The sequence below is a fragment of the Cupriavidus sp. 05N38 genome (genome assembly GCF_056397345.1).
Genome location: NZ_JBFTNF010000040.1, coordinates 55420 through 69072, shown reverse-complemented (window position 1 = coordinate 69072; position 13653 = coordinate 55420). Strand labels below are relative to the sequence as shown.

General features: G+C 61.2%; 9 protein-coding genes and 2 pseudogenes. 4 read left to right on the top strand and 7 right to left on the bottom strand.

What is annotated here, in order from left to right; genetic code table 11:
* The 3 genes and pseudogenes from AC1DK4_RS26160 to AC1DK4_RS26150 all read right to left on the bottom strand — a co-directional run.
* Positions 1-145 (bottom strand): annotated as a pseudogene (locus AC1DK4_RS26160) (fumarylacetoacetate hydrolase family protein); the annotation flags it as partial.
* 73 nt (positions 146-218) lie between these two features.
* Positions 219-1310 carry a porin gene (locus tag AC1DK4_RS26155; RefSeq protein ID WP_441624353.1) on the bottom strand — a complete coding sequence of 364 codons (1092 nt, stop codon included), beginning with the start codon at positions 1308-1310 and terminating at the stop codon, positions 219-221.
* 28 nt (positions 1311-1338) lie between these two features.
* Positions 1339-2631 (bottom strand): MFS transporter, encoded by a 1293-nt coding sequence (locus AC1DK4_RS26150; RefSeq protein WP_441624355.1) that lies wholly within the window; start codon positions 2629-2631, stop codon positions 1339-1341.
* A 292-nt stretch (positions 2632-2923) separates the two neighbouring features.
* On the opposite strand from AC1DK4_RS26150, the gene AC1DK4_RS26145 reads away from it, so the two are divergent.
* The 4 genes from AC1DK4_RS26145 (at position 2924) to gorA (ending at position 7645) form a co-directional block, all read left to right on the top strand.
* Positions 2924-3673, top strand: a complete 750-nt coding sequence (locus tag AC1DK4_RS26145; RefSeq protein WP_441624357.1) for a glutathione S-transferase family protein — start codon at positions 2924-2926, stop codon at positions 3671-3673.
* An 86-nt stretch (positions 3674-3759) separates the two neighbouring features.
* Complete coding sequence (locus AC1DK4_RS26140; RefSeq protein ID WP_441624359.1) at positions 3760-5055, top strand: 3-hydroxybenzoate 6-monooxygenase; 1296 nt, start codon at positions 3760-3762, stop codon at positions 5053-5055.
* 123 nt (positions 5056-5178) lie between these two features.
* A complete protein-coding gene (locus tag AC1DK4_RS26135; RefSeq protein WP_441624361.1) occupies positions 5179-6078 on the top strand; it encodes a LysR family transcriptional regulator in 900 nt (299 codons plus the stop codon).
* Positions 6079-6253: 175 nt separating this feature from the next.
* Positions 6254-7645: a glutathione-disulfide reductase gene (gene gorA, locus AC1DK4_RS26130; RefSeq protein WP_441624363.1), complete on the top strand. Its 1392-nt coding sequence runs from the start codon at positions 6254-6256 to the stop codon at positions 7643-7645.
* Positions 7646-8584: 939 nt separating this feature from the next.
* Here gorA and tnpC read toward each other — a convergent pair.
* The 4 genes and pseudogenes from tnpC to AC1DK4_RS26110 form a co-directional block, all read right to left on the bottom strand.
* Positions 8585-8929, bottom strand: a complete 345-nt coding sequence (tnpC, locus tag AC1DK4_RS26125) for a Tn3 family transposase post-transcriptional regulator TnpC (RefSeq protein ID WP_441621716.1) — start codon at positions 8927-8929, stop codon at positions 8585-8587.
* A pseudogene (locus tag AC1DK4_RS26120) lies at positions 8922-10895 on the bottom strand (Tn3 family transposase); the annotation flags it as partial. The pseudogene AC1DK4_RS26120 and the gene tnpC, both read right to left, overlap by 8 nt.
* 688 nt (positions 10896-11583) lie before the next feature.
* A complete protein-coding gene (locus AC1DK4_RS26115) occupies positions 11584-12102 on the bottom strand; it encodes an NADH-quinone oxidoreductase subunit B family protein (RefSeq protein ID WP_441621714.1) in 519 nt (172 codons plus the stop codon).
* Entirely contained in the window at positions 12102-13649 is a 1548-nt protein-coding gene (locus tag AC1DK4_RS26110) for a hydrogenase large subunit (protein WP_441621712.1), read from the bottom strand. The genes AC1DK4_RS26115 and AC1DK4_RS26110 overlap by 1 nt, the downstream gene beginning before the upstream one ends.
* Between the last annotated feature and the right edge of the window lie 4 nt (positions 13650-13653).

Below are 13653 nucleotides of genomic sequence, written 5' to 3'. Positions count from 1 at the left end.
GCTCCCGGCTCGGGTCCATGCCCATCTCGCGCACGTGCGCGGCGTAGTTGCGGCCAACACAGTAGATGCGGCGAACGGGAAACTGGTCGTTGCCGCCAACCACGGGAATCGTAACGGCAGGAATGGGCGGAATTACAAAGGTCATGTGGTACTCCATGAGTGTAGGTCTCGCTGCGCAGATACCGTCTGCGAGACCAGTGGGGCGGACTGGGCCGCATTCAGAAGACGTGCTTGATGCCGACCATCGCCCCCAGCTGCGAGGCACCTGGTCCCGGATTGGCCCCGGCCGATCCGCTGCTGACGGAAAGCGACAACTGGCCGTAGTTGTTGATGTAACCTGCCGTGCCGTAAATCGTTGTGCGCTTGGAGAAGTTGTAGACGCCACGCAGCGCGTACAGTATTGCCCTGTTGCCATTGGACCGATAGCGCAGGTAGTAGACCTGGCCGGCTACGTTGATGGCCGGTGTCAGGTCATGCGACGCGCCGGCATACCAAAGGTCGCTCAACCCCGTGGGAATGCCTTCGTTGTCGCGGCGCAGCCAGCCCGCACCGACCTTCGTTCTGTCCATTAGTGCATACGCACTGAGCGACAAGCGCTCGTCGGATTTCCCACTGGTGTTCAGTCCCGCGAATGCATCGGATCCGCCGCGGATAACATCATAGGCAGCAGCCACGCCGAACTGCCTGGTCTCGTACTGCACCAATGCAGACCACTCGCGGCAGGCAGAATGGTCGGCCGAGTTCTCGCCGGCACAGTTTGTGCCCGCCGGGCTCGGCCCCGCGTTCACTGCGTCGCGGCCAAGGCTGTATGTCGCGCCAACTGTCAGGCCTCCGAACTTGCCCTTGTAGGCAATGGCATTGTCAGCGCGCGCGTTGGGAATGTAGCTATCCAGCGAGCCGGAACCGAATGTATTCGGGCCGAGGATGTCCGGGTCGAGCATCGCCCAAAACAGCATGGTGTACTGACGACCCAGCGATACCTGTCCCCAGCTACCCGACAGGCCGACCCACGCCTGGCGTCCGAACAGGCGCCCTCCCTGGTTGCTGAGTCCCGAGTCGGGCGCGAAGCCAGATTCAAGCACGACGTTTGCCTTCATTCCGCCACCGACATCTTCGCTGCCGCGCAAACCCCAGCGGGATGGCACGGTGCCAGACAGGGAGCTCATGCGGACCACACTGCTATTGGCGGCACCGATGTGATTTACATATTCGACGCCGGAATCGACTACGCCATAAAGCGTGACGGATTGCGCGCAGGCGAGCGCGGGCAAGGCGGCGGCGCATGCTAGCGCCAGCTCATTGAACTTCATAGGTCTCCTCCTCGTGATGTCGTTCTTTTCAGGACACTGTCGAACCGCGTTGGTCACGCGGCGCCGGAAGCCGTACATCCAAAAAGACCACTGCAACTGCGGCACCGGCCATGGGCAGAAGGAAGATGAAGTACAGGCTAGGAACGCTCCACCCGATGTCCAGCAACACCCCAACCACGATTGGCGACATCATTCCGCCAACCCAGAGCGTTAAAGACACGGCATACAGTCCAGCAACGGAGGCCGTAAGGGCGGCACCGAGTAGCACGGCTATCCCCATCCCGATCTTGAGGGACATGATGTTGGCACCGAAGCCGACCATGAGCAGGGCGCCGCCCAACAGCGTCATGGTGAGCAGTTGACGCAGGCCAAGCCGGGCAGCCAGCAGGCCAAACAGCGATGAGCCGACAATGCCTCCAAGATTGAGCAACACCCCTCCGGTAATACCTTGCTCGGCTGACAGGCCCGCCTCCACCAGAAGCTTGGGGGTCCAGCTTGCAACGAAGTAATAGCTGCCAATTACGAAACAGAACGCTGACCAGAGCGCCAGAGTCCGGGCCAGCAATGGCCTCTTGAGCGGTGCGCTCCAGCCCTCCCAGGCATTCGCTGCGTTGGTGTCCGTGGTCGCGGCGGGCAACGCGGCAATTGGAGGATGCTTCATTCTGGCCAGTGTGCGATTGATTCTTACGAGCGCGTCGGCAGGGCGCTTGGCCAGCAGGAGGTCGAGCGACTCAGGCAGCACTGCGAACGCCATGGGAATGGCCAGAATCGTAGCCAGACCCCCGAACGCGAAAACACTTCGCCATCCCCAGACTGACAGCAGGTAACCCGCAATAACCCCACCCACAGCAGCCCCGACGGCATATCCCGTATGCTGCATGACAATGCAGGTACTACGCCATTTGTTCGACGCATACTCGCCGGCGATCACAGTAATGCTCGCAACCATGCCGCCGATACCAAGCCCCGTGTAGAGGCGCACAGCTGCAAGCTGCATGGCGTTTTGGGTGGCGGCGCTCACCAACATGCCGCTGCCTACAATGCAGAGGCAGAGCAGTATGAGCTTGCGACGGCCAAATCGATCACCAAGCGGCGCGATCAAGATTGATCCGGCACCCATGCCAATCAACCCCGCGCTAAGCAGCATGCCGAACTCCTTGCCATTCAGTTGCCAGTCACGCGCTAGGCGTGCCGTTGTGAATGCCATTGCCAATACATCGAACCCATCGAGCATGTTCAGCACGATGCAGACGATCACGGCCATCGTCTGAAGTTCACTCATAGGCGACTCATCTATCGTTCTTCGAATATCTGCGATCACTTAGTCATCCTCCAGAATGCTCAAAAATCGAGTTATAGACCGACGTTCTGTGCACTGTGCTGCGTCGTGGGGTGCACGATCGATGAAGTGCGACCGTGCGGCAATAGCACGACGGGAAAGACCGTTATTCAGAAGTCGAATGATCTCCTTGCGGGCCAGTAATGACGCCGGAATCACGCTTGTAGAGGCGTTGAAAATTCCGAGCACATGCCGCTTTCACGGGCTCTTGGATTGACCGAAAGATTGGCGTGGACGTACGCTGCGGTMACCTCAACCGAACACGGAGACTCACATGCTCACGCTGTATCACGATTGGCGCTCGTTCTGTTCAATCAAGGTCCGCCTTTGCCTCGCCGAGAAGGGCCTCCCCTGGGAAAGCAACTTCGTCGATCTGATGAAGCTTGAACACACCAGGCCGGAATATCTCGCCCTCAATCCAAACGGCGTTGTGCCCACGCTTGTCCATGATGGCGTTCCCATCCACGAAAGCACGCTCATCAACGAATACCTGGAAGAAGTATTTCCCGAAGTTCGCCTGATGCCAGTTGATCCGGTCGAACGCGCCCGTGCACGCTTTTGGGTGAAGTATGAAGATGATGTGCTCCACCCGGCGATCCGGCCAGCCACGTTCGCGCTGATGATGAGTCCCGACCTGGCGCAGCGCTCGGATGCCGAGCTGGTTGCCATGGTCGACGCGCATCCCAACAAGGCGCGCGCGGAAGAGCTTATTAGCGCAGCACGCGCGCCGATCGACGAAGCTAAGGTCGAAGCCGCACGCCTGAATATGAGTCGTGCTCTGGAACGCATGGAGAGCCGGCTCACGGAGACCCGATGGCTCGGCGGCCGCGAATACTCGTTGGCGGATATTGCGGCGGCTCCGTTCATCGATCGGCTCGAAGAGCTGAACCTGTCGGGGCTCTGGTCCACCAAGCCTGCGTTGATGGACTGGATTGCGCGAACGAAGGAGCGGCCGGCCTACCGCGAGGCCATTCCCGACAACTCCCAGCGGTTCGCGGCTGCCTACCGCCCGCAGGAAGCCTGAGCCAACCGTGCCGCGAGCCGGCTCAGGCAGGCGGCACGAGTGGCGGTCCTTAGTAAGTCGATTGAACTGAGGTGGAGGAAGTCTCAATGACCAAGATGAGCAGGAACGATCTACCGATCATCGTCTCCGGTGGCGGTATTGGCGGCCTCGCATGCGCATTGGCGCTAGCTCAGAAGCGGTTTCGGGTGCTTGTATGCGAACAAGCGCCCCGCTTCGGCCAAGTCGGCGCGGGGCTTCAGGTCGCGCCGAATGCCTTGTCGGTGCTGGATGCGCTTGGCGTCGGCGCCGAGATCAAACGACAGGCGCTGTTGATCGAGCAGATGCTGATGATGGATGGCATCAGCGGCGAGCCTGTAGGTGTTATCCCCTGCGGCAGCGAGTTTCAGCAGCGCTTTTGCAATCCCTATGCTGTAGCACATCGCGCCGATGTGCACAGCGCCTTGCTGGAGGCGTGCGACCAGCATCCCCTCGTCGAACTGAGGACTGATACCAGGATTGTCAGATACGAGCAGTACGGAAATATCGTCACAATCACCACGGATGCTGGTGCAACGCTTCGTGGAGCCGCGCTTATTGGCGCCGACGGCGTCCACTCGAGGATCCGGCAGCAACTGATCGGGGATGGCGACTCAGTGCCAATCGGTGCGGTGATCTACCGCGCCCTGGTGCCCGTATCCCGCATGCCTCCCGAGCTGCAGCATCCCTATCCCACTTTGTGGACCGGACCCGATGCGCATTTGATCTACTACCCGGTACGAGACTGGAGTCAGTTCAATGTCGGCGCGACTGTCAGGACCGACCGCCGGGAAATGCAAGAAGGCGAGGCGTCACCCGAGGAGGCCGCCGCCGCATTCGCGGATTGGGCCCCGGAACCCAGGCGCGTGTTGTCGCTGGCCCCGGTGTTCCAGCGCTACGTGCTCCGTCAACGCGCGCCAGTCGCTAACTGGACCGCCGGCCGTGTGACCCTGCTGGGCGACGCAGCACATCCCATGGTGCAGTACATTGCACAGGGTGCTGCCATGGCGCTCGAAGATGCGATCTCGCTCGCCACAGAGCTGGACGCCGCAGATGGCGCCTGCGAACAGGCGTTTCAGAGGTATCAGGATGTGCGGATCGTGCGGTCGGCGCGCGTTCAGATTTCATCGCTGATGCTGGACCGGATCTACCATGCTGGCGGTGTCGAGCGTCTAGTACGCAATTCGGTCTTTGAGGGTCGAACGCCATCCGAATACTACGACCGGCTGGCATGGCTGTTCACCGCGCCGGCATATGTGCGGCAATGGCGCGCGTCGCCCGATTGCGTCGCTGCCGAAGATGGTATGCACGTCGCTACTGACTCCGAGAAAAGGGATGACACTACTCAGCCACAGCGGGTATGTTAAGCTTCGCACGGCTCCCGATGGCGTCGCTACCATGAGGCATTCACGGTAGCGAGCCTGGCGGACGCTCCCGTTCCGCGCGCACCGGCGCGCATCGACTCAGCAACGGATCGCTTCATTCTGCGCATGGATCAGTTCGACCTTAATCTGATGCGTATCTTCGACGCCTTATGGCGTCACCGCCATCTGGGAAGGGCTGCGGAAGAGCTCGGGCTTAGCCAGCCCGCGTTGTCGCATGCGCTGAAGCGCTTGCGCGAGCAGGTGGGAGACGTGCTTTTCGTCAAGGCCCACGCTGGCATGCAGCCATCAGCCCGGGCGGTCGACATCGCGCCGGTCATACAGGACATGCTCGCCGGGGTACGGGAGCGTATCCTTGTCACACCGCAGTTCGAGCCGTCATCGAGCAAACGGACCTTCACTATCGCGATGTCGGATATTGGTGAGCTGACGTTCCTACCGCGGCTGCTACGGCATTTGGCTAGCGTGGCGCCCCATGTGAGCGTCAAGACCGTATCATTGAGCCCGCGCGAACTCGGCGAGGGGCTGCAGCGCGGCGAAGTAGACCTCGCAATGGGGCACTTGCCAGACCTTTCCGGCACGGACATGTACCAGCAGCGGCTGTTCACTCACGGCTTCGTCTGCCTTGCTGGAAGGAACAACCCACTCGCTGTCAGAACCCTAACTCGGGAACGATACTGCCGAGCCTCCCACGCGGTGGTGCAATCCGAGAGCCGCACTCATGATCTMGTAGAGCGATATCTGCGGGAGAACGGCATCCAAAGAAATGCGCAGCTATGCTGTCCGCACTTCCTCAGCATTCCGCACGTGATCGCCACAACGCACCTGATTGCCACCGTAAGCCAATCGATCGGCGAGGTCTACGCTGATCACGCCGAGTTGCGTCTGCTTGCCCCTCCCTTCGACTTCCCTCACTACGACGTGAAACAGCACTGGCACCGTAGCCAACATGGTGACCCCGGTAACCGCTGGTTGCGCGGGGTCAACACGGCATTGTTCTGCAAGTAGCCACTGCGCGGCGGCTGTCATTCAAAACGCTAATCAGCGTCTTTACCCCCACGGCATTGCCTGATGCGTCTGCTTTCGACGATAGTCAGCCCGGTATTCCGCGTACTCATTCGCTGGGACTTGCCGGTTTGACCGGCTCACGGAGCTTCCTATGCAGAACCAAATCAAGAAGAACATGCAGGCCTTCGACGTCGACATCCTGGTGATTGGCGGTGGCAGCGGAGGTGTGCGCGCTGCTCGCCTGGCAGCTGGGCACGGCGCACGCGTCGCCCTGGTGGAGCAAGGTGCCATGGGCGGCACGTGCGTCAATGCCGGTTGCATTCCCAAGAAGCTTTACAGCTACGCGGCGAGCTACGCGCACGCTTTCGAGGAGGCAACCGGCTTTGGCTGGGCGTTGCCAACCGGCCAGCGACTCGATTGGCCCACACTCAAGCATCGACGTGCGGCAGAGATCGCTCGCCTCAATGAGATCTACGAGCATATGCTTGCGACCGGTGGCGTCGAGGTTCTTCACGGCCGTGCTCGGCTGGCCGATGCGCACACGGTCGTAATCGGAAATCAACGGATAACGGCAGAGCATGTGCTAGTCGCCACCGGCGCGTGTGCGAGCCTTCCTGACATCCCCGGCCGGGAACTGGTGATGACATCGGACGCGATGTTCGATCTTCCGCAAGTGCCCCGACGATTGCTGGTGGTCGGCGGTGGCTATATCGCTTGCGAATTCGCTTCAATCTACCGTGCGCTTGGCGCCGAGGTAATACTGGTACACCGTGGCGCGGGACTGCTCAGCGGCTTCGACGACGACGTCCGGGAGTTCCTGCAAGGAGAGATGGCAAAAGATGGTATCGAGTTTCGGTTCAACTCTACCGTACGAGAGGTACAGACTGAGGCCGGGCATCGCATCGTCACGCTGAGTGACGGCGAGCGGATTGTGGCAGACGCCGTTCTCTGCGCGACCGGCCGAAAGCCGAACACGAGTGGACTTGGACTAGAAGAGATCGGCGTCGCCCTAACACCCGACGGCGCCATTGCGGTCGACACCTGGTTTCAGACGAGCGTGCCGTCGGTCTATGCCGTGGGCGACGTGATCGACCGCGTACAACTCACACCTGTCGCGCTGCGGGAAGCGACCGTGCTCATAGACAGGTTGTTCGGTAGCGGCACACTTCACATGGACTAYGCCACCATTCCGACGGCGGTGTTCACCCATCCGAACATCGCGACCGCAGGCCTGAGCGAGACACAAGCACGCGCACGCTTCAACCGGGTAGCAATCTACCGCAGTACCTTTCGCCCGTTAAAGCATACATTGAGTGGCAGGGTGACGCGTACGCTGATGAAGCTTGTGGTCGACTCCGACACCGACCGCGTGGTCGGGGTACACATGGTCGGTGAAGAAGCGGGTGAAGTGGTACAGGGCTTTGCCGTGGCAATGCGCGCGGGCGCCTCGAAGGCTCAGTTCGACAACACTGTCGGCATCCACCCCACGGCAGCCGAAGAGTTCGTCACAATGAGAACGGCCGTTACCGAGCCCCATTACGAAGTTCCCGTCGGATCTGAGTACTAGTGTTTGACCCTGCCATTGGGTGGCGGCACAGGAAAAACAGCTTATCGCCAACCTGCGGGGAGAACGAAGGTCGCAGATCGCAACTATGCGCCGATTGCATGCGGGCACTTGGTTGATTCAGCGGCGACGCAGCTTCTGACCAGTTCTACGCCTGCTGCTCGCCGGCCGAAGTCAAGAGGACGTGAGCAAGCTGCTTGGCCTAGCCTGGCCAGCACGCGAACCTTCAACCGGATTAGGGCCACGTAGATTCGCCACGTCGATGGCGTCGGAAGTGCCCGAACATGGCTTGGTGCTGCCCAATCGAGCGGGCGGCAAAGGCCGCCGATCCGCGCCGGCGGCCTCGCGACGCTGCCAGTCGGCGTAGGCGAGGGTAGGGTTGATAAGCCAAAGAGTGTCGCGGACTGTCAGAGGCTTGGCCTCACGCGACACGCTGGGCCGCCCATCGGCGAGCGGGACGCCGAGCGTCAGCCCCACGCGGCCACGCAGGCGCGCAAGGAAAAGGCAAGCGTCGGATCGATGTACTCGCGCGGCAGTTGCCGACCTTGCGTTCTTGACGGGGTTGGAGCATACGGGCGCGAGACGGGCCAGCGCCACCGCGCGCCTTGCACTGCGCGCGCATACGCAGTTTGCCTCGCCGCTTCCAACGTCTGCGTGATGCTGGGTTTTAGTGCTTGTCGCTCTCCGGATACCAGTAGATGCGCTTGCGCTTGCCCACGCCCGCGATACTGATCTTGGCCTGCGACCAAGATACGCCCAATCCACTATCATAATCCTCCCAGTTATGATGAATCCGTCTAACTGCACATCTTCGATATAAGGCGAGCGCTCGAAGCGTATCAAGGGCTTGTCTGGTGTTCAGCCGGAAGAATGGCTCGAAGGCAGTCCAAGATGGACGGTCGACTATTGAAGGGCGGTGCACCTATCGATGCAGCAAGCCTGTCACGCGTCGCCGGAAGGTCGGAGAAGTTCTAGTGGGCGCAGCGCCTGCACAGCGCGTTGGAGCACCCGAATCAAGTCTTCCAGTTCCTCCACAATGGTCTCGGCCTGCTCGACCAAGGCTGGATCCGTTGCTCCTGAGACGAGACTGGCACCATTGAGAACCGTATGGGCCATGCCATGTAACTGGAGTAAGTCGTCGCGAATTCCTGCCGGCTCGCTGACTCGGGCTCGTATCGTATCGACGAGGTCCACAATGCGCAGGATCTCGCTGGTGTCGAAGCTGTCCTGCAGGCGATGCAAGGCATCGGTGTCAACCGGGCCATAAGGGGTCTGGGTGTTAGGCATGGCGTGGTTTCCAAACGGAGAATGCGGGGGTAGTGAAAAGACTGTCGCGGATCCAAGCCTCCGGAGTCCGCTCAAGGTTTAGCTTGTAGTCGCCAAAGCGCTTGATGTTGCTGGTGAGATATGGGCTAAGGAAGCTGATGTCGTCTACGTCGACCTTGATACCGTCCTTCTCCATGGCACGAAGCGCCTGCATCATGTCGGCGGTGTTCTGAAGGATCACTGCGGAGGCGACCAGATCGTTGTAGCGCAATCGCTTTTGCTGCTCGTCGGGATCGTTCACGGGCAGAACATCGCCGCCGAACGAGAACCACTTGGCAAAGCCATTGTAGGACTCGATCTTGTTGGTCGTCGCAGTGATTTCCTGGCGCAGTTCGCGGCTGCCGATCCACTCCAGCAGAAACACGGTGCGAACAACCTTGCCCAGTTCCTGGGCGGCCAGCAGGAGCCGATTCTTGCGACTATCCGATCCCAAGCGGCGCAGCAGTAGGGGAGAGGATATGGTTCCGGCCTGGATCGACAACGCGACCTGCATCAGATCCTGCCAGTGAAGGGCGATCAGGTCCCAATCCACCGCGCCCGAAAAAAGGCGCTCAATATGACGATACTTGGAGGTGGGATAGGCTCGGTAAAGTTTCAGATCCTGCCAGTTACGAATCCGCGGCATCAGGTTGATGCCAAGCAGGTAGGTAAAGGCAAAAACGGCAGCTGACTGGCCCTGAGTGTCGGCATGCACCGTGTCTGCCTCCACGCTCAAGCCTGCCTTAAGCAAGCCCTCGATGACGTAGACCGCTTCCCACACGCCGGGCGGGATGAAGTGTCGGAATACGGCGATGTAGTTGTCTGCAACATGCCGGTAAGCCACCGCGCCCTTCTTGCGGTAGCGGAAGTGGTAGCCCGTGAGCAGGTTATTGTCGTAGAAGTCGTATTGCGTGCCGTCAGCCGCCACGGTCTTACCGTCCCCCCAATGCTTGGGCAGGTCGAGCTGGAGATACAACTCGATCAGTTCGCGCTGCGCGGTTTCAAGCCGTTCGAGACTCATATGTCGCCGATTGACGAACGACATCATGTGCGGCGTCACCCGTTCGCCCATGTGGCGAGCTGCTTGCGTGGGTCCGAGATTGCAGCCCATCGCGAAGATCGTCAGCAAGTAGCGCTCGGCGGCGTGGCGGATCTTGGGATCGCTGCCTGAAAGCGGGCCGAAGTGGCGCGTGAAGTGGGTCCAATGCTCGATGTTGGCCAGGACGTCCAGCAGGTTGCGGTTCGGCATGTGGCCGATCAGCGTCTGCTGAAGCGCAAGCGCGCTGGCGGGGATTTCCTTGGCGACGGTCCGGCGGAGTACCGGCTCGCCGTTGCGGCCAATGGTGACGTGCTGACGCTTATCCGGAAAACTATCGTCCAGGTTCTGTGCCGTCGCGGCCAACCACTGACGTAGGTGTGCAACGAAATCCTGCGCGTTGGTCGGCATCTCCAGCTTGGCGCAGTAGTCAGGGAGGCGGCGCTCGCATTCACGCCAGGACAACAGATGCAGCCGGTAGTCGGCAAACGCGTCTGAGCCGACGACACAGAGGTCGCCAGAGCGCAGTTCGGCGACCATATGCGAAAGTACGCAGAGCTCCAGATGGCGCCGATTGATGCCGGGCCCCAGATTGTCAGAGCGATATACGAGCTTGCGCCAGCGCTCCGAGGCGAAGCTCAGATCGACGTCGGCGGAAAGCCATTCGCGGTGTAGATCCGCATTCTTCAACACCACTGCCAGTGCGGCCAGTAGGGTGCACGACTGGCTGGTTGACTGCCACTTCAGCACTTCGGCCAGGCGCAACATTACCGAGCGGTGCGGGCGAAAATGCCGCCACAAAAGGGGCAAGTAGTTGTTCCCGCTGAAGGCGCGGACCTCAGCGCAGTTCTCGCGTAGAGGCTCTAAATCGCCTGAGGGGGCAAGAAGGCGCCGTACCTCTACGCCGATCTGAGCAGTCCTCGCCCTCGGCGAAATCGAACGGTTAGCGAGTGGTGCAGTATGCGCCAATGCCCGTGGGTGAGGCTGGGTGCCAGGCGAGGGAAGCCGATGAGACCTTCCAGCCTCTCTATTACGCCGGGCCCGAGGACGTCGAATACGACGAGTCGGCAGAAAGGTCCCGAAGTCGTACTGCGTTGATTGGGCGCGAGAATTCGTAAGGAACCATTGGCACGAGCGCAGCGACGAGTGTGGCCTCGATAAAGTAGCTATCTGCAGTTTCCGCCTGATCGTGCATGGGGGCAGTCATTTCAGAACCATCTTGTCTGGGGTAGCCGCTTCGCCCGGGCCATCCCTTTCCCTGCCACGAGAGGCGCCTTCGAGTCGCCTCTCGTCATTTCTCAGCTCGATTCACGAGTACCCGTTTTCGACGGCAAGAAACAACTGCGCACTCGCGGCCTGCCCCCGGTACGCCACCCGGCCAGCACAACTTCTTCTGCGCATGCGACATGGGCTCGGAATGCCACGCTTAAATATGCAGCAGACCAGATCCCGTGCCCGTCAGTGCGCATCTTTGCGTCCGGAAGGGAGAATTATCCACAGAAGCTGTGGATAATTAAGAGCTGCAGGCGACCATAACGACAAGGATTCGGGGCACGTCACTTCCCTTATCGTCATCCTCCAGGATTTTCGTTTAGATGACTTAGCTTTTGCGCCGCTGCACGGCGGTTAGTATCCCCCGCAGGATCTCGATGGGGGGAGGCGGGCAGCCAGCCACAGCGACGTCGACGGGGATGACGTTGGCGACGCGACCGCAACTTGCATAGCTCTCGCCGAAGATACCACCCGTACAGCCGCAGTCACCTACCGCGACGACGAGCTTCGGCTCCGGCGTCGCGTCATAGGTACGCCGCAAAGCCTCTTCCATGTGACGCGAGACCGGTCCGGTCACCAGCAGCATGTCAGCATGCCGCGGGCTGGCAACGAATTTGATGCCAAGCCCTTCGATGTTGTAGTAGGCGTTGTTGAGCGCGTGGATTTCCAGTTCACAGCCGTTGCACGAGCCTGCGTCGACCTCCCTAATCGCCAGCGCCTGACCGAGAATATCGAGGATGTCCTTGTGGATGCGTTGAATCGCGGCGCCGCCATCGGCATCGACGGCCTGGGGCGCAGGCTCGGTCACGATGCCGGTACGGGCAATTTGCTTGAGGAGGAGCCACATCAGAGGTCGTGCCCCGAATAGGAGAGATTGAAAGACTTGTTGATCAGCGGAAAGTCCGGAACGATATTGCCGATGACGGCGTGTTCAAGCACTGGCCAGTTCTGCCAAGAGGGATCATGGCAGTGGCAACGCAAGATCCGGCCGTCGCCGGCGATCTCGAGGGCGACAAGGACTTCACCACGCCAGCCCTCTACCCAGCCTGCTCCGATGGAGATTTTGTTCAGCATCCGGAGGTCACCACATATCGCGCCACCCGGCAGCTCCGAGCAGATGGCGCGAACGAGCCGCAGGGATTCAAGCGTCTCGTCGAAGCGCATCGCCACACGTGCGGCGACATCGCCGTTTCGGTGCGTGGCCATCCTGACGTCTAACCGATCGTAGGGCGGCCATGCGTGGTCGCAGCGCAGGTCCGCCGCTTGCGCGCTGGCGCGCCCGGCGAGCCCCGTGAGGCCAAGCTGGGCTGCGAGTTGTGGCGCCACCCGCCCCGTGGTGAGAAAACGGTCCTGCAGGCCGGCATGTTCGTCATACACGATCCGCAGTGCGCGGACCTTGCGCTCGATGCCGTCGCACTGCTTGCGCAGCCAATCCAGCATCGGCGGCGTCAGGTCGATCGCAACACCTCCGGGCACCACTGCATCCATCATGAGCCGGTGACCGAATACCTCCTTAGACAGGCGCTGCCAGTCCTCGCGCAGTCGCGAGAACTGGGCCAACCCAAAGGCCAATCCGGCATCATTGCCCAAGGCACCGAGATCGCCCAGGTGGTTGGCCACGCGTTCGCGCTCCAGCATCATGGCACGCAGCCAGGCTGCCCTTGTCGGTATCTCGCTGCCCGACGCGGACTCGAGCGCCATGCAGTAGGCCCAGGCATAGGCCACCGTCGAGTCGCCCGATACACGGCCGGCTAGCCGGTGGGCTTCAATCGGTGCGACTTCGGTGAAGCGTCGCTCGATGCCCTTGTGCGTGTAACCCAGGTGGGCTTCCAGCCGCAGCACCTTCTCTCCGACGACGGAGAGGCGGAAGTGGCCGGGTTCGATGATGCCCGCGTGCACCGGGCCGACGGCGATCTCATGCACGCCATCGCCATCGACGCGTACGAAAGGGTAGGCCGTCGGCAGCTTGCCCGCGGCGACCAGCGGCTGCGTCCCGTGTCGCAAGGGAAATGACTCGGGCTGCCACAGGCCATGGTCCAGCCAAGGGCGTCGGTCGCGGCTGCCGTGCACATGGATGCCCGAAAGGTCAACCATGGCGCGCTGCATCCGCCCGGCGCACGGGAATATGGCGCTCAGATCCGGAACTCCCTGCGCTGGATCGTCGAGCCGCAGTTCGAGCCAGACCAGGCCCTCCGGTACGGCATACGCGGCACATGCCGCCAACGCGCCCCCCGCGGCGCTACGGTCGACACCCCACACCGATATGAGGCGCCCTCCCGTGTCATTAACCGTGCGCGCTGCCGCGCTCCATGCGTCGGGACTGACCAGCCCGTGCCATACCGGCAGCGGTGCCGGCAGGCCATTCAGCTTGAGTCCGAGTTCAGGCAGAGCCATGCGC